This is a genomic window from Paraliomyxa miuraensis, assembly GCF_026337845.1.
Taxonomy (GTDB): domain Bacteria; phylum Myxococcota_A; class Polyangia; order Nannocystales; family Nannocystaceae; genus Paraliomyxa; species Paraliomyxa miuraensis.
In genome coordinates, this window is the sequence record NZ_JAOVZF010000128.1 from 1 (window position 1) to 26217 (window position 26217).

Consider the following 26217-nt stretch of genomic DNA (forward strand, 5'->3'; position numbering starts at 1 on the left):
TGAGGTGGTTCATGGGGTTGGGGGGGTGGGGGACGGGGGTTGGGGGACGGTTGGGGGATCGTGGGGAATGTAAGGCTGGGGGGTGGGGGGCGTTGAGGCAACGCACGTTGCCATGGCGCGTCATTTAGAACACGAAGCCCAGGTCTGCGGTGATTCGGGCGTAGGCGCCCTCTCGCACGGTGCTGCAGTGCTCGGCTCGGGTGCAGATGATGTCCGATGCGGCGATCCGTCGACCCCAGCGCAGGCCGCCCGAGGCCCCGAGCGACAGGCCGCTGCGGTGGGTCCAGCGGAAGCCCATCCCCAAACCAGGGGCCACCGCGGTGGTCGACAGCCGAGGCAGCCGGGACAGGAACTGGTGGGCCACCGTCAGCGAAGCCTCCGCAAACACCCCGCGGAAGGTGCGGCCCAGCCACAGCTGCCCGGCCAGCGTCTCGCCGAGGCCCGGCAGGTGCCAGTAGCCGCTGCGCGGGTAGCCGAACTCGACGGCGGCCTCGACCGAGAAGCGCCGGCCCAGCGCGCGCTGGTAGCCGAGACCGCTGGCCCAGTCGGGGATCTTGGCGTGGGTGTGCAAGACGACCGCGTTGCGCCCCGGCACGATCGCCGACCCGTCCTCGACGCTCGGCGAGGACGAGGGCTCGGTGGCGAAGGCCGGGGTGGCGAGGGCCATCGAAGCAGTCAGCGAAGCGCCGAGCAGGCCCACCGCGATCCTTCTCGACGACGCCATCACGAGCACGCAACGCAGCGACCTCGCCTGCGCTTTCACACCTCGATCGAGGCATCGATGATCGGCGTGCTCGCGACGATGCTCGGCACGATCGTCGGCTGCTCTCCGTTGCCCGAGGTCGCCTACGAGACCGAGCGTCTGCAGATCGCACCCGAGTTCGATGCTCCGATCTGCGAGGGCACGCTCGCGGCGCTCGACGAGCACCTGCGTGCGGTGGAGGAGGGACTGGGGCAGATCGGCAAGCGCGATCCGTATCGCCTGTACTGGATGGTCGATGGTCTCGACGAGGTGTGCGGCGAGGGACGGGGCGGCTGCTTCTTTCCCGCCACGCGCATGATGTTCGCGCGCGGCGGCAGCATCACCCACGAGATGACCCACGCCGCGCTCGATTCCGAGGGCGAGAGCTACTTCATCGAGGAGGGCATGGCCGAGCTGCTCTCCGGCGTGGGCGTGTACTACGAGGGCCTGGGCGACGACGAGGGGCCGGGGCAGCGGCTTCGGCTGTCGCGCTCGGCCTACCGCGCGGGCCACTTCGACTACGACGCGGCGGGCCACTTCATGCGCTACGTGTACGATCGTCGCGGTCAGCACGGCGTGCGACGACTGGCGGCCGAGGTGGAGGCGGGTGCGTCACCCGAGCGCATCGAGGCCACGCTCGAGCAGGTGATGGGCGAGCGCATCGACGCGATCGAGGCCGACTACCGCGCCAAGTCGTCCCCGGCCTACGAGGGGCTCGGCTACGAGCAGACGCTCGAGCTGATGGTGAAGGCGCTCGACGACGACCCCCATGCCCTCGGTCCCGAGCGCCTGAGCTTCGAGGTGGCGGTCGACCTCGACTGCGGAGCCGAGGACACCATGGGTCCGCTGCCCGACGAGCGCGAGGGCATGTATCAAGTGCGGCGGGTGGTGATCCCGCAGAACGAGGGAGCCCTGCTGCGGGTCGAGGGCGACCCCGGGACCTGGGTCGACGTGTTCAATCCCCACGCCCGGGCGCGTCACGGGCTGATGACCGACTGGATGCGACCCGACCCCGAGATCGACGGCGGTGCACTGCGGCTCTACCCGGGCGACGCGCTCGAGCGCCCGCTGCTGCCGGGCGTGCGCGCGGTCGTGCTGGCGGCCGAGGGGACCGGAGGAGGGAGCGTCTCGCTGCACGTGGAGCTGACCCCGGTGCCGCTGGTCGATCCCGTCACGCGGCGCTGATCCGAGGGGTGGAGGAACGCACGCGGCCGCGCTCACTCTGGAAGGGGGACCAGCACCAGCTCGTAGATCGACACGGTCCCGCTCACCTCGTGGGTCACGATCAGCAAGGGGTTGCCGGTGGGGCTGTCGCCGCCGCTCACGAACAGCATGCCCTCCGGGGCCAGATCGTCGGCCGTGCCGAGCTCGGGATCTCCCGTGAAGTCGCGCGGGTTGACGTAGCCCCACTCGACGGGAGCGAGCGGATCGCCCACGTCCCACACCATGAAGCCGCCGATCCGCTCCAGCCCCACGAACACGTAGGTGGTGCCATGGGCCCACCCCACCGCGAGGCCCTCGGGCTCGGGGCCCTTGTCGTCGCTGCGCGAGTCGAACGACTCGTTGGCGTCGTGGGTGGCGTTGAAGTCCATCGGGAACGCCGCCGCCGCGGCCTGCTCGATGGCGTCGCCGCTGTCCCACAGGAGGTTGCCACCGGGGTCGAAGATGCTGATCGAGCGCGAGCCGAACGCCCACAGCTGGTCGAGGTCGCCGTCGCCGTCGGGGTCGCTCGACACGGTGCTGATGTTGAGACGCCCGAGCATGGCGTCGTCCTGCAGCATCGCCGCATTGGGGAACACCACCGGGTCGAGCGTCTGGGAGGAGATCCGCGCCTCCTCGTCGAGCCCGTCGTAGTCGCGCGCATCGCCCTCGTTGGCCGTGACCAGGTAGGTGCTGCCACCCACCACGAAGCTCGCGATCGCGTCGGGCTGACGCATGCCCCACACGGGATGCGTGGCGATCGCGATCGCATCGTCTTGGTTGCTGGGGTCCAGGCCGGTCAGCGAGTGGTCGACCAGGCCCAGGCCCACCACGTCGGTGACGGTGGCGGTGGCCAGGTCCACGATCGCCAGCGCGTTGTTCTCCTGCAGCGTCACCCATGCCGTGGCGCTGTTGGCCGACACCGCCACGTACTCGGGCTCGAGATCCTGGGCGATCGTCGAGCCGGGGCCGAAGATCCGGGTGGTGGCGTCGAGATCGCCCGGCATCAAGCCGCCGAACCCCGCCGTGCTCACGTCGAGCTGGGTTGCGTTCTGCGGTCCCGCCGAGACGTCGATGAGGCTCACCGAGCCCTCGGGATCGGTCTCGCCGGGGCCGTAGCCGGTGGGCTCGCCCTCGTTGGCGGTGATCACGGTGTTGCCGTCGGGACTCCACGCCACCATGTCGGGCAGCACGCCCACGGTCACCGCGGACAGCTCGGTGCCGTCGATGTCGAAGAAGATCACCCGGCCCGGATCGGTGGACGTGGCGCTGGGGACGGCAGCCGCCACCACGCCGTCGTGGATCGCCACCGAGGTGGGTCCGTCCAGGCTGGGATCGGTGATGAGGATCGACTGCACCAGCGTGGGCATGGTGGGATCGGAGAGATCGAGCACGTCGATGGCACCGGTCATCCCATTGGTGACCAGCAGCGACTGCGAGACGGGATCGAAGGCGGAGATCTCGGCCGCGCCCTCGTTGAAGCGATCGGCGAGCGGCTCGGGGGCATAGCGGCCGATGCGGTGGATCTCCAGCACTCCCTCGTAGGTCTCGCCCGTGGTGCCGTCGGTGCCCGTGGAGTCCTCCGTGGTGCCGCCGGTCGTGTCGCCGGTGGACTCATCGGCTGGCCCGCGGGTGCTCGACGTGTCCGCCGTGGTCTCACCCACGGTCGTCGTCGTCGTCGTGGGGGCGGCGGTGGTCGGCCCGGCGGTGGTGGGACCCGCGGTCGTGGTGCCTTCCGTGGTCGTGGCGTCACCCTCGGTGTCGGTGTCGTCCTGGCCCGAGACCGGGTCGCCACAGGCAAGCATCAGCAAGGCGGCGGGGAGGAGCCCGATGGGGAGGGGAGATGAAAGGCAATGTCGCATGGCGTGGGCAAAGTAGAATCGCGCTGGGTGACAGCTCGTTCTCGGAGCCGCAACACGACGATCGCGAGGCGGTGAATTCGGGGCCTGGGTCCCGGGAGATCGCGGACCGGGGCGATCACCACCGCGCGCTCACAGCGCTTTACACCCGGCGCTCGAGCGGCGACGCTGGGGTGGAGCATGGAGCTGCGACCGTTCTATCTGGCCCATCGAGAGCTGGTGCTGATCCCGGTCGAGCACCTGTCCGAGCGCGGGGTCAGCGAGGAGCTGGCCGCAGTGCTGCGCGCGGATCGGGGGCTCGGCGACGGGTTCATCGCGCTGCTCGATCGAGCGATGTCGAGCTACTGGGAGCGTGCCGCGTGGCTCTACGAGCGCGCGCCGGACTCCTGGTTCCCCCCGCGGCTGCAGAACCTGTGCATTGCGCTCGATGCCCAGAGCACTCGCCCCTATCACCAACCATTCCACCGCAGCTCGTGGTTGCTGTACGCGTCGGACTTCGATCCCGACGCGTCCAACCTCGAGTACGCGACCCATCAGCTGCTGCACGCCGAGCGGCTGAGTACCTCGCGCGACATGGCGATGGCCGTGATCTGCGGCATGAGCTACTGGCTCGTGCGCAGCGACGCCGAGGTCGAGGCGTTCGTGGCGGCGTGTCGCCGTAGCTCGCGGCCCGACGCGGCGGTGTTCGTGCGCCTCGCCGAGGCGATGCCCTGGGTTCGCACCCTGTTCCACGATCCGCTGCGACCCCCCGCCCCGGAGGCGAGGTCCGGGCTGCGCAAGGTCAAGGAGGCGGGCCTGTGGGTTCCCGAGGCGCTGCAGGCCGAGCTCCATGCCCTGGTGCCGGCCTTGCGGGCCGATGCGAGCGCCGTGATGGAGGCGTACCTGGCCACCGCCGCCAAGGCGCCGGCCACCGATCCGGCGGTGGCGTTCGCCAGCAGTCCCGCCGACCATGTGTGCGAGTGGTTGGAGCGCGCGAGCCCGCCGGTGCTGGTGACCGACGAGCACGAGACGGTGCTGTGGGATCCCGAAGAGCCCCGCCGCGTGGGGGCGCTGCGACGGCGCCTGGAGGGGATCGGAGGCCGTGTGGCCCAGAGCCTGCGCGAGGATCTCGAGGTGGTGGGGGAGCGCTCGGCCGCGTTCCTCGCGTCGCTGCGGGATCCCGAGCGACTGCCTCGGCCGGGGGAGGGGGTCGAGCAAGACGGAGGCATCTACGTGCATGCCACCCGACCGCTGATGGTGTACAGCCTGGCCCAGCCGGGGCTTCGCCCGCTGCTCGAGCCCGCTCCGCCGTACCACCGCATGCTGGTGGGCGCGCGTACGATCCACGAGTGGGGGCACCTGGCCGAGGAGGCGGGCTGGGTGGCCGTGCCCGAGGCCCGCCGCGACGAGCACGAGCATGCCCAGGCGGAGCTTCGGGCCGCGGTGCAGGCCCTGGTGGACGAGGCTCCCGCGCCGTTTCGTCGCGCCGTCGAGCAGGAGGCGCAGGCGGCCGGGCGCGAGCCGGGGGCGCTGGTGTGCGCGCTGGTGCTCGAGCGCATGCCGGACTTCCTCGCCAACCTGCTGGCGCGTCGCTACCTGCCGCCGTGCGAGCTGGAGGCCTACGTGCGCGCCAACGTGTACACGCACTTTGGCGAGGAGGAGCGACCGCTGCACCTCCTGGCCCGACACGTCTACGAGTATCAGTACCTGTCGCTCAGCCGCATCGACGATCCGCTGCGCTACTTCCTGCGCAGCACGTGGTGGTCGGACTTCTTCGTCGACACCGGGCTGGTGCCGCTGCCGCATCTGATGGCGATCCTGGAGGCCACGGCGCGCCTTCGTGCCTGCTACGAGGTCGACGAGGATGCGTTCGTGACCCCGCCGCGACCGGCCGAGCATTCGATCGCCGCCCCCGACGGGCGCTGATCGGGCCCACCGCGCTCGTACCGTCACCGCCGTGAGGGCGGGGAGGAGCCCGCTTCGTGCAGCGCGCGCTCGGCCGCGGCGGCGAGCGCCTCGACCACCTCGGGCTCGGCTCCCAGCGCACCGGGGCGCAGGTGGAGCTGCAGCTCGGGATGGGCGGCGGCTTGCTCGGCGACCAGCCGGGGCACGTCCTCCTTGATGTGTCGGCCGCCCGGAGAGAGGAAGGCACAGAGCACCACCACGTCGCGATGCCCCTGGTGCGCGAGCGCGTCGATCGCCTCGGCGAGCGTGGGCGCCAGGAACCCGAGGTAGGCCACCGTCACCGTGGACTGCGGGCGGCGTTCCGAGAGCCGCTGGGCCAGCGCGTCGATGGGGCGCCGCCAGTCGGGGTCGGGGCTGCCGTGGGCCAGCAGCACGACGGCGGTCGGCTCGCTCATCCCGTGGGCTCCGTGGGGCGTACCGGTGGTGCGGTGGGCTCGGGAGGCACGCCGAGCCCCAGCGCCCCGAGGTGCATGTGGGTGTCGGGGTCGAGCGCGACCGCGTCGGGAATCGAGAACGCCGACAGCTCGCGTCGCAGTCGATGGCCACGTCGCAGCGCTTCGAAGGCCGAGGGGCGCTCGCCGACGGGCTGCTGCATCGTGGCCCGCAGAGCCGCCTCGTCATCCCGGATGGGAATCGCAGCCCGGACCCAGGGGCGCCAGTCGTGGGCGGCATCGGGGTGATCGCAGCGCAGGGCGTGGGTGCCACGGGGCCCCAGGACCGCGCGCCCGTCGAAATCGGGAGGACGGCCCAAGAAGCGGCACAGTGCCTCGTGCACCATGCGGGTGGCCGCGACCTTGCCCTCGAGCGAATAGCCGGCGACATGGGGCGTGGCCAGCACCAGACCGGCGGACGGATCGAGCAGCTCGGGTCGAAGCCGGGGCTCGCCCTCCCAGACGTCGAGCACGGCGCGACCCGAGCCTTGGCCGAGCCAGTGAACCATGGCGCCGTCGTCCACGACGCCACCGCGGCTGGTGTTGAGCAGCAGCTGCCCGTGGCGCAGCCGCGAGAGCCGAGCCGCGTCGAACAGGTGCCACGTGGGGTTGGGTCCGCCGAACACCAGCGGCACGTGGAGCGAGATCACGAACGACGAGTCGAGCAAGGCGTCGAGCGAGGACAGACGCTCGTAGCGCGCCATGTTGGCCAGCGAGGGGTCGGGATCGTGGATCGGGAGCTTGGCGGCGCGACGCTCGGCCAGCGGTGGATCGCTGACCATCACGTCGTAGCCCAGGGCCCGGAGGGCTCGCACGGTCCGTCGTCCCACGTGGCCCAGGCCCACCACGCCCACCGGGCCCGGCGGGGCGCTCACGCGATGCTCACACGCATGGGCCAGCGCCGAGACCACGTACTCGGCCACCGCCTGCGCGTTGCAGCCAGGAGCATTGGCCACCGTGATCCCTCGGGACTCGAGAGCCTCGCGCTCGATGTGATCCTCGCCGGCGGTCGCCGTCCCCACGAAGCGCACGGGGGTGCCCTGCACCAGCTCGGCCGTCACGCGGGTCACGCTGCGCACGACGAGGGCGTCGGCCGACGCGAGGGCCGAGCGGTCGATGGAAGGGCCGGGCATCGCGTGGAGCTGGGCCAGGTGGCCGAACGCCTCGGTCTGCCATGCGACGGCGTCATCGATGACGAGCCGTAGCCCCACGGAGGTGAGCCTACCCCAAAACGCGGGGGTCAGCGGGTGCCCACGCGCACCGAGACCGCGAGGATGTCGTCGCGCGTCTGCAGGCGCGCGACCAGCTCGGGGCTCGGCTCGCGCGCCAGGGTGATCGTTGCGCTGGCGGCGGCACGCCCGTCGAAGATCACGTTTTGCATCTCCTGGACGTTGAGGTCTTCCTTTTGGAAGGCGTCGAGGACGGCGGCGAGCACTCCCACGCGATCGAGGTGACGGATCACCACCGTACAGCCCTCGCCGCGCGGGCGCTGGACGTTGACGCAGTTGTGGACCACGCCCTGGGCCACGTAGTCGCGGACGATTCGCACCACCTCTTCGGCGATCGCATCCTCGGCCTGCGTGGTGGAAGCCCCGATGTGGGGGGTGCCATAGACGCCCGCGACCTCGAGCACGGGGCCCTGCCACTGTGCCTTGCCCTCGGCGGGCTCGCCCTCGTACACGTCGAGCCCGGCGCGGATTCGACCCGAGGCCACGGCGGCCGCGAGCGCGGTGTCGTCCACCACCCCGCCGCGGGAGGTGTGGATCAAGGTGGCGCCGTCCTTCATGAGGGCCAGCTCCTCCTCGCCCAGCAGGTGGTGCGTGCGTCCCTTGATGTACGGCACGTGCACGCTGATCACGTCGCACGTGCGCAGCACCTCCTCGAGGGAGCTGGCCCGCACGACGTCATGGGCGGCCGCGTCGGCGTCGGTCAGGGCCACGTCGAACGCGTGGACGCGCATGCCGAACGATTGCGCGCGTACGGCCACTTCGCGGGCGATGGCACCAAAGCCCACCAGGCCCAGGCGGCTGCCGCACAGGCCCCGGGCCTTGCCGAAGCGCTTCTTGTCCCAGCGGCCCGCGCGGAGCTCGGCCACCGCATCGGGGATGTTGCGGTCGAGGGCGAGCATGAGGCCCATGGTGAGCTCGGCCACCGCGATCGCGTTCTTGCCGGGGCAGTTGGCCACGAACACGCCGTGCCGGCCGGCGGCGGCGAGATCGATGGTGTTGACCCCGGCGCCCGCGCGGATGACCAGCGACAGCGTGGGCGCGGCCGCGAACACCTCGGCGCGGACCTCGGTGGAGCGCACCACCAAGATCTCGGCGCCGCTCGCCTGCAGCGCCGCCGGGATGTCGTCGGCGCCGAGCTCGGGCCGATCCTCGATGTGTAGCCCCATGGTCGCCAACGTGGCCTTGCCGTCGGCCGAGAACTTGTCCGCGATGAGTACCCGCATGGCCGCAGCAATAACACGCCGGTGCGCGACGGGCGGCCCAACCGGTGCCCAGACGCCCGACGGGCGGTCCCTCCGGGGTCGGCCCTTGGCGATGCGCAGGCTCTTGTCGTAGGTAAGGGGGCGCGATGTTGGGTTCGTCGGTCAGCTCTCGTGGGTCCCGCGCACGGTCGCTGCTCCGGGTGGGTCCCGGCGTGGCAACGGTTTGCTGGGCGCTGGTGGGCCTGGGCACGGTCTCGGGGGCGGGCGGGTGCGATCGCGCCGAGGCGGTGGTGCCGGCCTCGGGCGAGCCCGCCTCGGAGCGCGCCGGCTCGCCCGATGCCGCGGCCGAGCCGAGCACCATCCCGGCCCCAGCCGCGGGCGAGCGGTCACCCTCGGCCGACGCGTCGGCCCCGACGGTCACGCCCCCGACCGCCGCGACCCCTCGCGAGCCGCCGTCGTCGGCCGACGCGGGCGAGTGCCCCACGGACGTCGCCGATGACTTGGGCCTGATGATCTCGCCCGAGCGCGCGATGGAGGGCGAGCCCTTGCGGATCGTGGCGGCCACCCTCTCCTCCGAGGAGCCGCTGGCGCTGCGGCTCGAGGACGACGATGGACGGCCGGTGGCGGCCGAGCTGGTGCACTACGAGGGCGTACCCGCGGCCACCATCGCTCGCCTCACCGCGCCCGCGGCCGGTACCCGCATCGAGGTGGTGGTGGGGCGCAACGGCCAGGGCCTGGGGTGCCAGACCCTACGCGTCCGCGGTCGCGTGGCCGACAAGCGCAAGGTTCGAACGGCCCTCGAGGATGGGGTGTGGCCGGTGACCCGGGCCTGGGACGCGAGCGAGGAGGCGCTCTACAGCGCGTGGGTGCGCGAGCTGTTCCACGCCCCGCCCGGCGAGGAGCTGGCGTGGTCGGCCCTGCACGAGGTCACCACCGACGCCGATCGCAACGTGCTCCACGACTTCTTCGGCTGGGGCGAGGACTCGCCCCCCATGAAGGCCGGGCTCTACCTCAAGCCCGATTGCGCCGACACGCCCTACTTCCTTCGCGCCTACTTTGCGTGGAAGCGCGAGCTGCCGTTCGGCTATCGCCTGTGCTCCCGGGGCGCCGACGGCTCGGCGCCCTCGTGCGGCAACGTGCGGGGCGTGCTGGGCAAGCCCGACATCGAGCCCGACAAGCGCCTGCCCGGCGAGCTGGGCGTGGTGCAGCGCTTCTTTCGGCGCACGCTCTCCTGGGGCGTGCACACGGGCAACGGGCGCACCGCGTACGACGACGGCGACAGCGACTTCTATCCGCTCGCGCTGTCGCGTCGCAGCCTGCGGCCGGGCATCATCTACGCCGATCCCTACGGGCACATCTTCGTGCTGGCCGAGATGGTGCCGGCGCAAGGCGAGCAGCCGGGCATCCTCTACGCCATCGATGGACAGCCCGACGGCAGCATCACCCGCAAGCGCTTTTGGGAGGGCAACTTCCTGTGGAACCCCGATCCCGCGCTGGGTGGCAGCGGGTTCAAGGGCTTTCGCCCGCACCTCGTGACCGAGGATGGCGGGCGTCGCCGGCTGGCGGCGGCCTCCGACGAGCAGCTCCGCTCGCTGCCGGGCTATGGCGACGTGAGCCAGGAGCAGGCCACGCTCGATGCGGCGGCCTTCTATGATCACATGGATGGGCTCATCACCCCGGGCGTTCGCGATCCGTTCGTGGCCCAGGAAGAAGCCATTCGCGCCCTGCACGAGTCGGCCAAGGTGCGCGTGACCTCGGTCGACAATGGGGAGGCGAACTTCGCCAAGTCCGGCCGCGAGGTCTCCATGCCCGATGGCTTCGAGATCTTCGAGACCACCGGCGCCTGGGAGAATTTCTCCACCCCGGCTCGCGATCTACGGCTGCTCATCGCCATCGACGTGGCGACCGGATTCGAGGCCAAGGTGGCCCGCAGCCCGGCCGCGTGGGGGGTCGAGGCGGCGGGTGGGTTGGAGGCGGTGCGGACCCGACTGGCCGCCGAGCGCGAGCGGCTCTTGGCCGATCCGGCGCTGGCCTTCTCCTACACCCGCTCGGATGGGAGCGAGCAGACGCTGACCCTGGCCGAGCTGGTGGCGCGGGCGCCCGCGCTCGAGGTTGCCTACAACCCCAACGACTGCGCGGAGATCCGCTGGGGCGCGCCCGAGCGCTCCAAGGAGCGCTCGACCTGCCGTCGCCGGGCGCCGGAGGAACAGCGGCGCAAGATGAGCGCCTACCGTCCGTGGTTCCGCGACCGTCGCCGACCGCCCCGGGGCGACCCCGGGCCGGCCGTGGAGTGAGGGTGGTGGCTCGTTCGAATCCTGGCCCAGGGTCCCGCGGGGCTGCGCCGGTGGCCTGGCACCCCGCCTCGTTGACGCCGGGGCCACAAGGCCCCGACACTGGAGCCACTGATGTCTCCCAACGACAAGCGCGCGTCCACGCGCTACGAGGTCGATCTTCCCATGCAGGTGACGCGGGACGGGCAGGTGGCGCTGGCCCGAACCGAGAACCTGAGCTTGGGGGGCGCGCTGGTTCGCCTTGCGACCGAGCTGAGCGTGAAGGTGGGGGACCGCGTCGAGATCTCGTTTCGCCTGCCCGACCTCGACAAGCCGCTGTCGGCCAAGGCCGACGTGCGCTGGGTCGGCGACCTCGACCAGGGGATGATCGGATTGCAGTTCGTGACCGGTTTCCGAGCCAAGGAGACGTGGGCACTGAACCGCTTCCTCGAGAACCACGGGTCCACGTGAGGCCCACGCCATCGGGGATTTCCCGAGGAGCGAAGGCGCGCGGCTTCGCTTCGCTGATCGTGGCCGTCGTGGTGAGCCTGGGGCCAGCGCTTCCGGCGGCGCAGGCGGGTGGGCTGGACCTCCTGCGCATGCGGGGCGAGCCGTCCGTCGAGGAGGACCCGGCCGGTCGTGCCTACGCGGGTCCAACGGCGGTGGCGGACGAGCCCGGTCGGGTCGCGCCCTGGAACGACCCCAATCAGAAGAAGACCGAGGTGGAGGCCGGTGACGCCGAGCCCGACGGCGCGGCCGTGGGCGTGCACCCGGAGGGTGGCGCGATGGACGATGCTCCATCCGCGGCGCACGAGGGCCCGACGCAAGGGGCTGCGTCCGCGGACGGCGGTGTAACCGCGACGGTACCGCCGCCGTCTTCGGTCCGTGATGTCCCCGAGCACGTCACGGTCGCGGTGGGTCTGGCCCCCGAGGCACCCGGCACGCGCGACGAGAAGGGGCTGCTCGATGCGCTCGAGTCGAACGCGAGGGCATCGACCGATCCCACCACGGACGTTCGGCGCCTGCGACCGGGCGCGGGAGCACCACGCCAGACATGCCGGGAGCAACGAGACGACCTGGTCGTGGTGATCGGCTACGTCGCCGATCGACAGGCCCCGGTCGTGCTGGCGCACGACTGTCGCCTCGATCGCGCGCTGTCGGTGCGCGCCGCCGACGCGGCGCACTCGTCGGGCCTCGTGAGCGCGCTGTGGGACGAGCACCAGCAGCTGCTGCGAGAGGGCGTACGCGAGCGTCGTCGACTCTCGGTCGGACCGAAGGCGCGAGCGGGTATCATTGGCGGGGTCGCGTTCGTCGTGGTCGGAGTCGCCGTGGGAGCCCTGGTCGCCAACGCCTTGCGAGAAGAGTCCGTCGTGATCACGGTGCGCCCATGAACGTCGTGGCCCCTCTTCGCTCTGCGCGAGCCCATGTCGGCGCGAGTCGGCTCCCCCATCGCTGGCTCGCGCGCGTGGCTCGACGCGGCCGCGGCGTGGTGGTGGGGCTGTTGATGATCGTGATGCTGTGGCTCGGCGCGGCGAGCCCTGCGGCCGCCATCGAGGGGCGGCCCACCGGATGGGCCGTGGATCAGGCCACCGAGGTGATCCGCGTGGGACGGATGGAGCTGCGCTACGAGCCCGAGCTCGAGGATGCCGCCCGCGACCTCGCTCGCCACGCACCGGGATGGTGGTCGGAGATCGAGACCGACCTCGCCGGCGACGTGGACGATCGCCTCGAGATCACGTTCGTGCAGCATGCCGGGCGCGTGGCCGAGGCCAGCGACATGCCGCACTGGGTGGCCGGCGTGGCGCACCCGCCCTCGGGCGAGATCATCATCGCGCGACACGGGCCCGATGGAGCGCCGACCAACCTCGAGGAGCTGCTGCGTCACGAGCTCGCCCACGTGATCCTCTACCGCGCCACGGGAGGCAGCGAGGTGCCGCGGTGGTTCCACGAGGGCGTGGCCGAGAGCTGGAACGGCACCATCAGCTTCGGGCGCGCGCAGACCCTGGCCTCGGCCGTGTTCGGTCCGGGGGTGCCCGAGCTGCCGCGGCTCGAGCAGGGCTTCCACGGTGCCGATGGTCCGCAGGCGGCGGTGGCCTACGCGGCGGCCCGCGACCTGGTCGAGTTCATGCGATCCTACGATCCCAACGGCATGCGCCTGCGACAGGTGTTCACCGAGCTGCGGCAGGGTCGCCGCTTCGAGGTCGCGGTGATTCGGGCCTACGGCGTGAGCCTCGAGGAGCTGGTGAGGGAGTGGCGAGCCGGTCTGCCCGCGCGCTTCGTGTGGTATCCGCTGGCCGCCAGCGGAGGCCTACCCTTCATCCTGGTGGCGCCGCTGGTGGCCATCGGGTGGATCCGACGCCGCCGCGCGGTGCGACGGGGCTATCGCCGGCTGGAGCTCGAGGAGCAGCTCGAGCTCCAGGCGCGGATGCCCGGGATGCCCGGGATGCCCGGGATGCCCGGGATGCCCGGGATGATGGTCGTCTCCTGAGTTCGTTCGGCAACGATGCAGAGGATCGAGGCAGGCACGCTGCGAGGCCGCAAGCTGCTCCCGTTGCCGCCGGGAGTGCCGGGTCTGCGCCCCACCGGGGCACGCGTCCGCGGGGCGATCTTCGATCGTCTGCAGCGCGAGGTGATCGATGCGCGGGTGCTCGACCTGTTCGCGGGCTCGGGCGCGCTGTCGCTCGAGGCCCTCAGCCGTGGCGCGGCCACGTGCACCATGCTCGAGATCGATCCACGCGTGGTCCGACACCTGCGCCGCCAGCTCGACGTCCTTGGCCTGTCGGCGCGGGCGCGCGTGGTGCAGACCGACGCGCTCGCATGGCTCCGGACCGACCGCGTGGATGCCGCGGAGGTTCCCATGACCAGCGGCCCCTTCGAGCTCGTATTCGTCGACCCGCCGTTTCGCATGCCGGAAGTATTCGAGCCGGTCGCGCAGGCGCTGGTCGAGGGGGGCTGGCTCGCCGAAGATGCGTGGGTGGTCTGCGAGCGCGAGCTGGTTCGCGGTACAACTAGCCCGATCGCCTGGCCCAGGGCGCTGGCGCTCGAGCGCGCTCGCGACTACGGGCAAGCTCGACTCGAGCTCTTGCGACACCACGGCGATCCGACTGGGAGCCCACCGTGACCCAAGCACCGATTTCCACCCGAGCCGATCGCATCAAGCCCTCTGCCACCCTGGCCGTCTCCGGTCGCGCGGGTGAGCTGCGGGCCGAGGGCAAGCAGGTCCTCAACTTCAGCGCAGGCGAGCCCGACTTCAGCCCGCCCTCGGCGGTGACCCGCGCGGTCGCCGAGGCAGCCGCGGCGGGTCCGATCCACTACGCGCCCGTGCCCGGCACGCCGGCGCTGCGGGACGCGATCGCCAAGACCCTCTGCGCCGTCCACGGCCGCAGCTTCGAGCGCAACGAGATCCTGGTGTCGTGCGGGGCCAAGCACAGCCTGGCCAACCTCTTCCTGTCCATGTGCGACCCGGGCGACGAGGTCGTGATCCCTTCGCCCTACTGGGTCAGCTACCCCGACATGGCGGGCCTGGCCGAGGCGGTGTCGGTGTTCGTGCCCACCACCCGGGCCGAGGGCTGGCGCATGCGCCCCGAGGCGCTCGAGGCGGCGATCTCCCCCCGCACGCGGCTCATCGTGCTCAACAGCCCCAGCAACCCCACCGGGGCGGGATATCGCGAAGCAGACCTCGCGGCGCTCGGCGAGGTCATCGCCGCCAAGGCCCCGCAAGCCTACGTCCTCTCCGACGACATCTATCGCGACCTGGTCTACGACGACTTCACCTATGCGAGCCCGATCGCGGCCCTCGGACCCGAGGTGGGCTCCCGCGTGATCGCGGTCGACGGAGTGAGCAAGACCTTCGCCATGACCGGCTACCGCATCGGCTACTTCGCCGGGCCCAAGGAGGTGGTGGCGGCGGCCTCGCGGATCCAGAGCCAGACCACCTCGGGGGCCACGACGCTGTCGATGGTGGCGGCACTCGCCGCGCTCACCGATCCCAGCGTCCCGGCCGAGGTGGCGGCGATGAAGCAAGCCTTCACGCGGCGGCGCTCGCTGGTGCTCGAGGGCCTGGCCGAGATCCCCGGGGCCGAGGCGCTGCCGCCCGATGGTGCGTTCTACGTGTTCGTCGACGTCTCGCGGCACACGGGGGAGAAGGCGCGTCACGCCGACGACATCGAGCTGGCCAAGTGGCTGCTCGAGGAGAAGCTGGTGGCCGCCGTGCCCGGCACGCCGTTCGGGGCGCCCGGGCACCTGCGGATGAGCTATGCGACCGATGACGCGACGCTCACCGAGGGACTGTCGCGAATCGGCGATGCGCTGCGCTCGCTGCCCACCGGCTGAGCCGACGTGCGCCACACGATCTCGGTTGCTACCCTGGCGGCGGCCGCGAGCCGCCATCGCCATCATGAAGATCCGCTGCCCCGCGTGTGACAAGCAAGCCGAGGTCCCCGATGACTTCCGCTGGCGACCGTTCTGCTCGCGTCGCTGCAAGCTCGCCGACCTCGGCGCGTGGCTCGACGAGGCCTACAGGCTCTCGCGACCGCTGCGGGCCGACGACCTCGAGGACGATGATCTGTTGATCTGAGCTACTTGCGCCGGTTCTTGCGCTTGGCCTTCTTTTCCTTCTTGCGCTGATCCTTGCTCTTGGACTTGCCGCCGCCTCCCGAAGGACCCGCGGGCAGGCCGGGCAGGGACATCCCGGGGGGCAGGCTGGGCATGCCGCCGCCCATTCCCGGAAGACCGGGCATCCCCGGCATGCCTCCGCCGCCCATTCCCGGCAGGCCCGGCATGCCGCCGCCGCCCATGAGGGCCTGCAGCGCATCGGGGTTCTTGGCCAGCTTGCGCATGGCTCCCAGCTGCTTCATCTGCTTGACGCCAGGCAGCTTGGACAGCAGCCCTCCTCCGCCGCCCATCAGATCGCCGAGCATGCCGAACATGTCGCGCATGGCGATGAAGCGGCCCACCAGCGCACGCACGTCCTCTTCGTCGCGGCCGCTGCCCCGGGCCACCCGGTCCACGCGCGAGTCGACGAACGCGTCGGGCGGCAGCTCGGCCATCATCTTGGTGGGATCCTTGGGCTTGGGCTTGCGCTTCTTGTTCCGGTAGCGGCTGCTGCCCTTGTCCTCGTCGCCCCCCCGTCCAGAGAGGAGGAACAGGTCGGGCTGCGCCCGCTCCTGCTTGGTCATCGAGCGGATCATCGCCTCGATCTTGATGAGCTCGCGATCGTCGGTGGCCTGCTGCATCACGTCGTCGGGGATCTCGCCCCCGAAGAGGTTCCCCAGCGGCATCTTGTCCATCAGGTCCTTGAGGCTGCCCATCTTCTGGATCGACTTGATCTGCCCCAAGAAGTCGTCCATGGTGAACGATCCGCCGAGCATCTTGGCGGCGTCCTCGGCCGCCTGCTCCTCGTCGACCACCTCCTGGAAGTCCTGCATCAGGCCCACCAGGTCGCCCATGCCCAGGATGCGGCCGGCCAGGCCCTCGGGACGGAACTCGTCGAGGCGATCGAGGGTCTCGCCCATGCCCAGGAACTTGATGGGCTTGCCGGTGACCGCCTTGATCGACAGCGCCGAGCCACCGCGGGCGTCGCCATCGAGCTTGGTCAGCACCACGCCCGAGACGTCGATGCGCTCGTCGAACGCCTTGGCGGTGTTGACCGCGTCCTGGCCGATCATGGCGTCGATGACCAGCAGGATGTTGGCGGGCCTGACCTTGGCCTTGATCCGATCGAGCTCGGTCATCAGGGCTTCGTCGACGGTCAGGCGACCCGCGGTGTCGTAGATCACGAAGTCGCAGGCGCTCGCCTGCGCCTTGGCGGTGGCCTCGGTCGCGATCTCGACCGGGTCGCCACCTTCGCGGGCGAACACCTCGATCCCCAGCTGCTCGCCGATCACCTGCAGCTGGCGCACGGCCGCGGGGCGGTACACGTCGCACGCGACCAGCAGCACCTTGTTGCCCTCCTTTTGGAGGCGGCGCGCGAGCTTGCCGGTGGTGGTGGTCTTGCCCGAGCCTTGTAGGCCCACCATCATGATCCCGGTGACGCCCTTGCTCGCCGTCTCGAGCGTGGTGTCGACGGGGCCCATCAGCTCCACGAGCTCTTCGTGGCAGATGCGGACGAAGTGATCCTCGGAGCGAACGCGGACCTTCTTGTCGCCCGACTTGGCAACCAGCTGGACCTGCTCGCCCAGCGCCTTGTCCTTGACCGCCTGCAGGAACCGCTTGACCACGCGGAACTCGACGTCGGCCTCCAGGAGGCTCATCCGCACGTCCTTGAGGGCCGCGTCGATGACGTCCTCGGTGAGCTCGCCACGACCGGTGATCCGCTCGCGCGCGGCCCGAAACCCCTTGGAGATGGTCTCGAACATGGTCGGGGTACATAGCACCGCGGGCCGGCGCCTTCCACGGAGCCGGGGTCCTTGACGACGGGGCGTCGTGGAGCGCCAGAATCGGGCCTCGTGAGCTCCGTGCGACCCGGATCCCTCGTGCTCGGCGTTGGCGGGGCGGTCACGGCGATCTCGAGCGCCGCGCTGTTCATCCTGCTCGCGCAGCCCCTGCCGGCCACGGTGATCGCGGCGGGCCGGGTGGGGGTGACGGGCGTGGTGTTGGTGCTGCTCGGGGCGCGCGCGGTGCCGCAGGCCTGGGCGGTGCTCCGCCGCCCCGGGGTGCGGGGGCGCGTGCTCGTGGCGGCGGTGCTGCTGGCCGTGCACTTCGGCACGTGGGTGGCGTCGCTGTCGATGACCACGGTGCCGCGCTCGGTCACCTTGGTGGCCACGCAGCCGCTGTTCGCCGGGCTCCTGGGGCGCATGGTGGGGGACCGAGCCCCGTGGTCGCTCTACGGCGGGGCGGCGCTGGCCGTGGTGGGCACGCTGGTGATGGTGGGGGGAGGCGGGTCATCGACCGCGCCAATGGCCCCTTTGGGGTTCAACCTCGGCGATGGGCTGGCGCTGCTGGCGGCCGCGGCCGCGGCCGGATATCTGGTGGTGGGGCGCAGCGTGGGCCAGCGGCTGCCGCTGCGACCGTACCTCGGGCTCGTGCACCTCTTGGCCTCGGTGATGCTGTGGTCGGTGGCGGCGGTCTTCGAGCCATGGTCGTGGCCCGGGGTCGGCTGGATGCACCTGGGGGCGGTGCTCTACCTGGGCCTGGTGCCCGGAGTGGTGGGGCACGGGCTGCTCAACTGGGCCGTGCGGCACGTGCCCGTGCACGTGGTGGCGCTGGCGATCTTGTTCGAACCGGTGGGTGCGACCGTGCTCACGGTGCTGGTGCTGGGACATCCGGTGGGGCTGGCCGAGCTGCTGGGCGCGGCGGTGCTGCTGCTCGGGGTCGGACTGGGGCTGCCGCGGCGGGGGCGATGACGGCCAGGAGCCGTCATGACCCACGCAGTCGCGAGTGGGTGCGTCATGGTGACTCGTGATCACCGGAGCGCATCGAGTCCCTCGCTGCACTCGGCCCGAGCGAGGCTCACGCGCCGAACATCTCGCGGCCCCGCGCTTCCCACCAGTCCATCCATGCCTTGGCGGCCACCTCGCGCGCTCGCTTGTCGCCCATGGGAGAGAACGGGACGCGGTGTCCGGTGATCCGCACCAGCTCGTCGGCGGCCCAGCGGCGCACGGGGAGATCGCGGTGGCGCAGGCTGTCGATGATCCACTCCACGCGGTGGCGCTGGCCCTGCTCGTCGTACCATGCGCGCCAGCGATGGGGCTTGAGCCCGTGCTGCTGCCCGGTGATCGAGCACAGCGACTCGAGCGCGGCCTCCTGGATGAAGCGGTCGCTGGAGGCGAGCAACTCCACGAGCTGCGGGATGGCCCCGATGTCGCGCAGGGTGCCCGCCGCCCGGGTCGCGTGCAGCTGCTGGGAGCGCGACTCGTGGTCGAGCTCCTCGCGGACGACGGCGGCGGCGTCGGAGAACCCCTCGATTCGGCGGTAGGTCTCGAGCACGCGCATCGACACGATGCGCACGTCGCCGTTGGTGTCGAAGGCCAGCTTGGCCAGCGGGCGCATGCAGCGAGGGTCCCGCAGCTCGTGGAACACGAACGCGGCGTAGAACCGCACGTCGGGGTTGGGGTGCTCGAGCAGGTCGATGATGTGCGGGACGATGGCAGCACCCACCGCGATCACCGTGCGCAGCAGCGGGCCATGGGCCGAAGGAGGCGGCAGCGATCGCAGGTCGCGGCGCAGCACCTCGAGCGGGCCCGGAAACTGGGACATCAAGCGCAGCATGGCGGCATCGCCATACTCCTGGAGCTGGTCCACGCCAGCTTCGCCAGCGACCACGGCGTCGATCACCGCGTCGATGAGCCCCTGCTGCGAGTCGCTGGCCAGCTGGGAGCCGGGCGCCACCCAGTCCTCGTCCTCGAGCTCGATGCGCCCGCGCGCGGTGGCGGGCATGATGGGGGCCGCCAGTGAGATGATGTTGACGTCGTCCTCGTCGCCCGTGAGCACGGGCTCGCCCGACGGCACCCCCGTGCGCTTCTCGCCGGACCGCGTCTTGATCTCGGGTGGAGGGAGCCCATGGATGGTGGGGCTGCGGGTCCGGCGACCGCCCGACGGTGGTGCGTCGTCCACGTCACCCTCGCCCACGGCCGACATCGGAGGCGGAGGCAGGGGAGGCGGCGGCGGCGAGGAGTGCATGGTGAGCCTGCTCAGCGACGAGGGGCGCGACTCGTCGTCCTCGGAGGACGCGGGATCGGAGCCCGACTCTCGGTGGCCCGCCGCCGGGGAGTAGATCTCCATCGTCTCGCGGGTGATCGAGGCAGGGACCTTCGAGGGATCGAGTCGTGGGAGCTCGACCGTGGGGCGCTGCGAGGCTCGGCTGGCGAGGTCGTCCTCCTCCTCTTGGGGGAGGTCCTCGTCCTCGAGCGCGGGTCGTTGGACGACCTCAGTGATCTCTTCACGTCGCAGCCGCGGCAGCTCGGCCGTTCTCATCGCGCTCGGCAAGACGATCTCGGGGGCGGACGCCGAAGGATCGACCTCGGGCTCGGACGGAGGCGGCGTGATTTCGGGCTCGTGCGCAGGTGGAGTGACCTCGGGCTCGCGTGCAGGCGGATCGACCTCGGGCGCGGGGGACGGTGGCGTGATCTCGGGCGCGGGGGACGGTGGTGTGATCTCGGGCGCGGGAGATGGAGCGGGCGCAGGCGTGGGCTCGGGGGCAGGCACCGGCGTGGGCTCGGGGGCAGGCGAGGGCTCGGGAGCCGGCACCGGCGTGGGCTCGGGTGCAGCGCCCTCGTCCGTCGTCACTCGTGCCTGCTCCTGCAGCGCACGTGCAGCGAGCTCGGGGGTCAGCCTCCAGGACTCGGGCGGCGCCGGGGCCTCGACCGGGGGCACCAGCGCGGGCTCGGGTGCTTGGTGGGGATGCTCGCGCTCGGGCGTGCTCACGCGCGAGGTCACGGGCTCGGCGGGTGAGGGTTCGGCCGTCGCATCACCATGGGCCGCCCGCACCATCGGGGGGGCGGGTCCCCAGCCGCTGGTCGGTGGCTGGCCCAGTCCTGGGTTTGGCTGCGAAGTCGGCTGCGGAGTCGGTTGCGGGGCCGTCTGCGGGGTTGGCTTCGAGGTCGGACTCGGAGCGGCCGCGTCGGGCGGACCGGCGGCACCCGGCTGACGGCGACGCTTGACGATCTCCTCGAACACCTGACCGGCGAGGTCGGCGAGGTCGCCGAGCGCGGCGAGGTCTCGGCGCTCGATGGGAGCGCCATCGTGATCGAGGTACACGAACACCACCGGACGGTCTCGCACCTGTACGCGCTGGAGCACGCACGGTGTGGTGGCGCTGACTCCGGCGGCCAGGCGCAGGTCGGCCTCGGGCGCGAGCCCGGAGAATCGACCCAGCGACATGGCAATCCCCGCGGCCGAGCCGTCGCTGGCCGCGACGAGCTTGCCGCCCAGATCGGGCAGGTGGCTCCGCGGCGTGGACAGGCCCACCAGCTCGTTGCCTCGCACGCGGAACAGGCCCACGCGAGGGGACAGCACCATGGCCGCATCCACGATCGCCTCGAGCGCCTCGTCGCGCGAGCGCGAGGCCGACAGATGCGCGCGCGCCTGCTCGAGCCGACGCAGGATGTCGGCCTCCTGGTGCATCACCCGCGTGACGTGCGGCGGAGCCTGGGCGGGCTTGGAGGGCTCGACGGGCTTGGGGGCCAACGGAACGGCCGGCCCGGGCAAGCTCATCGGCGCCGTCTCGACCACGTCGATCGAGCCGGCAACCGGACCCGGCCGCTCGTCGTCGTCATCGGGCGTGGCCTCCCGGGTCGGGCTCGCGGGGCCTTGGCTCGCGGGGCCAGGGCTGGGACTGGGGCTGGGGCTGGGGCTGGGCGCGGCCTCGGCCGCAGGCTGGTGCCCGGGTACGCCAAACGCCCCCGACGTCGATGGTCGACGTCGAACCGCGCTGATGTACGCCGCACACAGCACCGCATACCGCTGCGGCACCACCGATCCGTGTCGCTCGGCCGCCACCTTCTCGAGGCAGCACTCGGGGGTCACCATGGGCCGCAGGCGTCGCACATTGCGAAGCAGCCGACCGAGCAGATCGTCGGGCAGGTCGGGGTGCACGGCGACGAGGACCTCGTTGCCCTCGATGGCCAGCGGCTCCACCCATCGCGAGCGCTGCATGTCCTCGGGGATCTCGGTCCACGGCCGCGTCAGGCCGTTCTCGAGCAAGTCTGGGGGCACGATCGGAAAGCCGCATGCGCGCTCGAGCAGCTCGCCCAGGGTCTTGGGATCGAGCAGCTCGAGCTCGAGCACCACGGTGTCGAGACTTCCCCCGTAGATCTGCTGGCGCCGCACGGCCTCGGCCAGCTGCTCGGGGTACAGCACTCCGTGCTCTTCGAGATACCGGCGCAGGTGCGTCACGACTCCCTCACCACGTAGGTTCGCGCCAAGTGGTCGTGTAGACCACGCTTCTCACGATCGAAGGCCACCCACAGCCAGCCCATGGCTCCGAGCAGCAAGCCCAGCCCATGCCCCACCACGCGCACCGCGGCACGCCACGGCGAAGGCGGCTGCCCGTAGGCATCGATCACCCGAAGCCGCAGCATGCGGTGACCGAGGGTTCGTCCCGTGAGCGACCAGAACAAGCCAAAGTAGAGCGCCGCCATCGCCAGTGCGGGTGCGCAGCGACGGAGCACCGCGGCGGGATCGACATCGAGCATGCTCAGCATGGCGTCGAGGCCGCGGGCATCGCCGAGCAGCGGCGCAAGGTCGAGCCAGCGCAGCAACAGGAAGTTCAGCAGCCCCGCCGTCGCCAGCAGCACCACGGCGTCCACCACCCCGGCCGCCGCGCGCAACCAAACGCCAGCCACGCGCACGGGCAGCAGCGGCTGCTCGCATCGCGGGCAGCGGGGATCGTCGTCGCGGGCGGTGGCGGGGTCGACCCCGGCATCGCACGCAGGGCACGCCGTGGGACACGAGGCGCGCCACAGGTTTCGCAGCCGCAGGGCGTGCGCGTCGTCGGCTCGCAGGCCCATCACCGCGCAGGGTACCATGGCCCGCGGTCGGCACCGCCCAGCAGCCGCGCCAGCCCGGCCGAGACCGCGGTGGGCGTGCGAAGCACCCACGGCCCCAAGGGGAGGGGGACGAGCCCCGCCGCATCGGCGCAGGCTCGTTCAGCGGGCGACAGCCCCCCTTCGGGCCCCACCAACAAGCGTCCACCCGTGGCCGGGTCGAGCTGGAGGGGACTTGGGTCAGGTCTGGGCTCTGGTCTTGGGTCAGGTCTGGGGTCTGGCGACGGGCCGACCATCTCCGGGACCATCTCTGGGATTTGGGCCACCCATCCCGGCCGGTCCGCCGCGTGCTCGAGTGCCTCCGTCAGCGAGACGGGACCGTGTACTCGCGGCACGCTGGGGCGTCCGCACTGGCGCTGCGAGGCTCGCAGGGTCCGGGTGATGCGCTCGGTCGAGGGCAGGCCTCCTGGGCTGTGCTCGCCCTCGACCAGCATCACCTCGGTGGCCGCCAGCTCGCTTGCATGCGTCAGGGCCTCCAGGGTCGCTCGGGGCTCGGGAACCACCAGCACCAGCTGCAGCGGCATGGTCACCGGCGCCGGAAGGGGGCCGCGCAGCTCGAGGGTGGCGGTGGCTCCCCCCACCGCCAGCAGCACCGCGTCCCATCGGGCCGAGCGTCCGTCGAGCAGCTCGACCGTCTCTCCGGGTCTGGTGCGGCGCACTCGTACGAGATAGTGGGACTCCTCGGGCGACAGCGGGAGCCGCTGTCCAACCTCCCAGGGGCCTGGTAGCGAGAAGACTCGTGCCGTCATGGCGGGGCTCGCAGCTCGATCGCCTGCCACTCGCCGTCGACGTCGTCTGCGGCAGGCTCGAACTGCAATCCTACCGCCTGATAGGCCGCGCGCACCACCGAGGCTTCCTCCACCAGGATTCCCGACAGCAAGACTCGGCCGCCGGGGGCCAGCAGTCCGCGGAGCCGACCGGCCGATGGGACCAGCACCTCGGGGCGGATGTTGGCGAGCAGCAGCTCCACGGGCTCGAGCTCGGAGGTGGGCCCGAGCTCCATCTCGTCGACCGGCGCCACCCAGAGCTTCGCTCGCGTGTCGAGCTCGTTGAGCACGGCGTTCTCCTCAGCTGTCTCGATCGCCTCGGGGTCGTAGTCCACGCCCCACAGTCGGGCCCCGGGGAACAGCCGCGCGGCCGCCATCAGCAAGATCCCCGAGCCGCAGCCGAGATCGAGCACCGTACGGGGGCGCAGGCCCTCCGCCCACCGCATGCACAGCCGTCGCAGGCAAAGCCGCGTGCTCTCGTGGAGACCAGTGCCGAACGCCCGCCCGGGATCGAGGATCACCTCGCGCTCGGGATCGCCGGGGCGGCGCTCCACCCAGCTCGGCCGCAGCAGCAGCGCGCCGTTGCCCAGCACCTGGGGCTGGTAGAAGCGCTTCCACGACTCGCGCCAGTCGTCGTCGTGGTGCACCTCCACCTCGGTGCTCACGCGAAGGCCCACGCTGCCCGCCAGCGCCAGCGCCCGGGCCACCACGGCCTCGACGCCCGGGGGGGTGGTGTAGGCCCATTGCTCGGGGGTCGCCGCATTGACCAGCGTTCCAGGGTCACGCCGCTCCACCCCGCCCACGGCGGGCTCGTCGGCGAGCAGCAATCCCAGCGCATCCAGACGGTCGACCGCATCGTTGGCCAACGCACCATCGGCGCCCCGCACCAGCTGAATGCGAACGGTGGCCCAGGGCTCCGTCACGCGTGCACCTCGCTGGATGCGGGGCGAGCAGAGCAGGGCGCCTCGGTCGGCCCAACCAAAGCCCCCCTCTGGGGGGCAAGCTGGGTGTTCGCGTGCACCTCGCTGGATGCGGGGGGCATGACTAGTCCGCGCAGCGGAGCTGCGCCTGCAGCCAGGTGCGCTCTTGATCGAGGTCGCGGAAGGTCGCCGCCGAGATCGGGCCCGTGTACTGCCGCAGCTCCGCTTCCACCTCGGACAGCCGCGCGCGCGCAGCCTCCTTGTCGATCTCGCCCGGCTCGAGGGCACGCTCGCACAGGAGCACCACGCGGCCCGCGTCGGTCACCTCGAGAAAGCCTGCGCCCACCGCCAGCCGCACCGACTCGTTGCCCTGACGAAAGCGCACCACGCCGGGCTTGACCGCGGTCACGAACGGCACGTGCTCGGGCAGCACGCCCAGCTCGCCCAGCAGGCCCGGGAGCTCGACTCCGGGCACGTCGATCCCCTCGCGCTTGGCACCGCGGGGGGTCAGGATGTCGAGCTTCATGCGATCGGCCATGGCGGGCTCCCTCTGGGTCGGGGTCTTCGGGTCGATCCCCGCGCTACTTGGTCTCGGCGGCGAGCTTCTTGCCCTTCTCGACCGCCTCGGAGATGCCACCCACGAAGCGGAACGCCTCTTCGGGCAGATCGTCGTGCTTGCCCTCGAGGATCTCCTTGAAGGACTGCACGGTGTCGGCGAGCTCCACGAACTTGCCCGACATGCCGGTGAACTGCTCGGCCACGTGGAAGGGCTGCGACATGAACACCTGGATCTTGCGGGCGCGCGCCACGGTCAGCTTGTCCTCCTCGGACAGCTCGTCCATGCCGAGGATCTTGATGATGTCCTGCAGCTCCTTGTACTTCTGCAGGGTCCGCTGCACGTCGCGCGCGACCTTGTAGTGCTCGTCGCCCACCACCTCGGGCGTGAGGATGGTGGAGGTGGAGTCGAGCGGATCCACTGCGGGGTAGATCCCGATCTCGGTCAGCGCGCGCGAGAGCACCGTGGTGGCGTCGAGGTGCGCGAACGCGGTCGCCGGCGCCGGGTCGGTGAGGTCGTCGGCCGGCACGTAGATCGCCTGCACCGAGGTGATCGAGCCCTTGGTGGTGGTGGTGATGCGCTCCTGCAGCACGCCCATCTCGGTGGCCAGCGTCGGCTGGTAGCCCACCGCGGACGGAATGCGGCCCAGGAGCGCCGACACCTCCGAGCCGGCCTGGGTGAACCGGAAGATGTTGTCGATGAACAGCATCACGTCCTGGTTCATCTCGTCGCGGAAGTACTCGGCGATGGTGAGGGCCGACAGCGCCACGCGAGCGCGCGCGCCGGGGGGCTCGTTCATCTGGCCGTAGACCAGTGCTACCTTGCTGCCCTCGGAGTCGATCGAGTTGACCTGACGGGCCTCGTGGTCCCAGTCGGCCTTGATGACGTTGGACTCGATCATCTCGAAGTAGAGGTCGTTGCCCTCGCGGGTCCGCTCGCCCACGCCGCCGAACACCGAGAAGCCACCGTGCTTCTTGCCGACGTTGTTGATGAGCTCCATCAGGAGCACCGTCTTGCCCACGCCGGCGCCGCCGAACAGCCCGATCTTGCCGCCGCGGCGGTAGGGCGCGAGCAGGTCGATGACCTTGATGCCGGTGACGAACGGCTCGACCTTGGTGCTCTGGTCGATGAACGCCGGCGCCTTGCGGTGGATCGGCCAGCGCAGCTCGGTCTCCACCGGGCCCTGCTCGTCCACCGGCGCCCCCACCACGTTGAGGATGCGGCCCAGGGTCTTGGGGCCCACCGGCACCGCGATGGCCTCACCGGTGTCGCGCACCTCCATGCCGCGGACCAGGCCGTCGGTCGAGTCCATCGCGATCGCGCGGACCGTGTGCTCGCCCAGGTGCATCGCCACCTCGACCACCAGGTTGTCCGGCTTGTCCGAGATCGACGGGTTGGTGATGGTGAGCGCCACATTGGCCTCGGGCAGGTGGTCGTCGAATTCCACGTCGACCACGGGACCGATGACCTGCAGGATGCGGCCGGTACGCTTCTTGACCACCTCGGTGGTCGCGGGGCCGCCGAGCGGCTGGCCGGGGTTGCTGAACAGGGGGGCCGCGGGGGTGCTGGGCGTGGTCATTGTTGGCTCTCGTCTCGCGGTGGAAGCAGTGGGTG

General features: G+C 71.3%; 22 protein-coding genes. 10 read left to right on the plus strand and 12 right to left on the minus strand.

Translation table 11 applies throughout. The features are described 5' to 3' along the window. Nucleotides 1-124 precede the first annotated feature (124 nt). The gene (locus OEB96_RS02875) at nt 125-724 is read right to left on the minus strand and encodes a hypothetical protein (protein WP_266213868.1); all 600 of its coding nucleotides are present in this window, start codon (nt 722-724) and stop codon (nt 125-127) included. A 57-nt stretch (nt 725-781) separates the two neighbouring features. Between OEB96_RS02875 and OEB96_RS02880 the strand changes: the two genes are divergently transcribed. Next, a complete protein-coding gene (locus tag OEB96_RS02880; RefSeq protein WP_266213869.1) occupies nt 782-1927 on the plus strand; it encodes a hypothetical protein in 1146 nt (381 codons plus the stop codon). Between the two features lie 32 nt (nt 1928-1959). On the opposite strand, the gene OEB96_RS02885 is transcribed toward OEB96_RS02880, so the two are convergent. Next, the gene (locus OEB96_RS02885; protein ID WP_266213927.1) at nt 1960-3747 is read right to left on the minus strand and encodes a choice-of-anchor I family protein; all 1788 of its coding nucleotides are present in this window, start codon (nt 3745-3747) and stop codon (nt 1960-1962) included. Between the two features lie 234 nt (nt 3748-3981). On the opposite strand from OEB96_RS02885, the gene OEB96_RS02890 reads away from it, so the two are divergent. After that, nucleotides 3982-5706: a hypothetical protein gene (locus tag OEB96_RS02890; protein WP_266213870.1), complete on the plus strand. Its 1725-nt coding sequence runs from the start codon at nt 3982-3984 to the stop codon at nt 5704-5706. Between the two features lie 23 nt (nt 5707-5729). Here the strand turns inward: OEB96_RS02890 and OEB96_RS02895 are convergent, their stop codons facing one another. The 3 genes from OEB96_RS02895 to OEB96_RS02905 are packed head-to-tail and all read right to left on the minus strand — an operon-like array spanning nt 5730 to nt 8628. Further along, nucleotides 5730-6140: a sirohydrochlorin chelatase gene (locus OEB96_RS02895; protein ID WP_266213871.1), complete on the minus strand. Its 411-nt coding sequence runs from the start codon at nt 6138-6140 to the stop codon at nt 5730-5732. Next, nucleotides 6137-7387: a 4-phosphoerythronate dehydrogenase gene (locus OEB96_RS02900; RefSeq protein WP_266213872.1), complete on the minus strand. Its 1251-nt coding sequence runs from the start codon at nt 7385-7387 to the stop codon at nt 6137-6139. The genes OEB96_RS02895 and OEB96_RS02900 overlap by 4 nt, the downstream gene beginning before the upstream one ends. A gap of 29 nt (nt 7388-7416) precedes the next feature. After that, the gene (locus OEB96_RS02905) at nt 7417-8628 is read right to left on the minus strand and encodes a 3-phosphoglycerate dehydrogenase family protein (RefSeq protein ID WP_266213873.1); all 1212 of its coding nucleotides are present in this window, start codon (nt 8626-8628) and stop codon (nt 7417-7419) included. Between the two features lie 191 nt (nt 8629-8819). On the opposite strand from OEB96_RS02905, the gene OEB96_RS02910 reads away from it, so the two are divergent. The 7 genes from OEB96_RS02910 (at nt 8820) to OEB96_RS02940 (ending at nt 15453) form a co-directional block, all read left to right on the plus strand. Further along, nucleotides 8820-10901: a hypothetical protein gene (locus tag OEB96_RS02910; protein ID WP_266213874.1), complete on the plus strand. Its 2082-nt coding sequence runs from the start codon at nt 8820-8822 to the stop codon at nt 10899-10901. A 111-nt stretch (nt 10902-11012) separates the two neighbouring features. Next, the gene (locus tag OEB96_RS02915) at nt 11013-11348 is read left to right on the plus strand and encodes a PilZ domain-containing protein (RefSeq protein ID WP_266213875.1); all 336 of its coding nucleotides are present in this window, start codon (nt 11013-11015) and stop codon (nt 11346-11348) included. Between the two features lie 71 nt (nt 11349-11419). Continuing rightward, a complete protein-coding gene (locus OEB96_RS02920; protein ID WP_266213876.1) occupies nt 11420-12268 on the plus strand; it encodes a hypothetical protein in 849 nt (282 codons plus the stop codon). Nucleotides 12269-12342: 74 nt separating this feature from the next. Next, nucleotides 12343-13365, plus strand: coding sequence for a peptidase MA family metallohydrolase (locus OEB96_RS02925; protein ID WP_266213877.1), 1023 nt, complete (start codon nt 12343-12345; stop codon nt 13363-13365). Between the two features lie 15 nt (nt 13366-13380). Beyond that, nucleotides 13381-13998 (plus strand): 16S rRNA (guanine(966)-N(2))-methyltransferase RsmD, encoded by a 618-nt coding sequence (gene rsmD / locus OEB96_RS02930; protein ID WP_266213878.1) that lies wholly within the window; start codon nt 13381-13383, stop codon nt 13996-13998. Beyond that, complete coding sequence (locus OEB96_RS02935) at nt 13995-15209, plus strand: pyridoxal phosphate-dependent aminotransferase (protein WP_266213879.1); 1215 nt, start codon at nt 13995-13997, stop codon at nt 15207-15209. Before rsmD ends, OEB96_RS02935 begins: the two co-directional genes overlap by 4 nt. A 64-nt stretch (nt 15210-15273) precedes the next feature. Beyond that, nucleotides 15274-15453 carry a DNA gyrase inhibitor YacG gene (locus OEB96_RS02940; protein WP_266213880.1) on the plus strand — a complete coding sequence of 60 codons (180 nt, stop codon included), beginning with the start codon at nt 15274-15276 and terminating at the stop codon, nt 15451-15453. A gap of 1 nt (nt 15454) precedes the next feature. On the opposite strand, the gene OEB96_RS02945 is transcribed toward OEB96_RS02940, so the two are convergent. Further along, on the minus strand, nt 15455-17233 hold the full coding sequence (locus tag OEB96_RS02945; protein WP_266213881.1) for a signal recognition particle protein: 1779 nt from the start codon (nt 17231-17233) through the stop codon (nt 15455-15457). Between the two features lie 90 nt (nt 17234-17323). Between OEB96_RS02945 and OEB96_RS02950 the strand changes: the two genes are divergently transcribed. Further along, nucleotides 17324-18220: a DMT family transporter gene (locus OEB96_RS02950; RefSeq protein WP_266213882.1), complete on the plus strand. Its 897-nt coding sequence runs from the start codon at nt 17324-17326 to the stop codon at nt 18218-18220. Nucleotides 18221-18326: 106 nt separating this feature from the next. Here the strand turns inward: OEB96_RS02950 and OEB96_RS02955 are convergent, their stop codons facing one another. The 6 genes from OEB96_RS02955 to atpD all read right to left on the minus strand — a co-directional run bounded on the left by OEB96_RS02955 (nt 18327) and on the right by atpD (nt 26182). Next, a complete protein-coding gene (locus OEB96_RS02955) occupies nt 18327-21710 on the minus strand; it encodes a hypothetical protein (protein ID WP_266213883.1) in 3384 nt (1127 codons plus the stop codon). Beyond that, nucleotides 21707-22324 (minus strand): RDD family protein, encoded by a 618-nt coding sequence (locus tag OEB96_RS02960; protein ID WP_266213884.1) that lies wholly within the window; start codon nt 22322-22324, stop codon nt 21707-21709. The genes OEB96_RS02955 and OEB96_RS02960 overlap by 4 nt, the downstream gene beginning before the upstream one ends. Next, nucleotides 22324-23109, minus strand: a complete 786-nt coding sequence (locus OEB96_RS02965; RefSeq protein ID WP_266213885.1) for an RsmE family RNA methyltransferase — start codon at nt 23107-23109, stop codon at nt 22324-22326. The genes OEB96_RS02960 and OEB96_RS02965 overlap by 1 nt, the downstream gene beginning before the upstream one ends. Next, complete coding sequence (locus OEB96_RS02970) at nt 23106-24050, minus strand: 50S ribosomal protein L11 methyltransferase (RefSeq protein WP_266213886.1); 945 nt, start codon at nt 24048-24050, stop codon at nt 23106-23108. The genes OEB96_RS02965 and OEB96_RS02970 overlap by 4 nt, the downstream gene beginning before the upstream one ends. Before the next feature lie 121 nt (nt 24051-24171). Next, nucleotides 24172-24585, minus strand: a complete 414-nt coding sequence (atpC, locus tag OEB96_RS02975) for an ATP synthase F1 subunit epsilon (RefSeq protein ID WP_266213887.1) — start codon at nt 24583-24585, stop codon at nt 24172-24174. A gap of 43 nt (nt 24586-24628) precedes the next feature. Then, complete coding sequence (gene atpD / locus OEB96_RS02980) at nt 24629-26182, minus strand: F0F1 ATP synthase subunit beta (RefSeq protein ID WP_266213888.1); 1554 nt, start codon at nt 26180-26182, stop codon at nt 24629-24631. Nucleotides 26183-26217 lie beyond the last annotated feature (35 nt).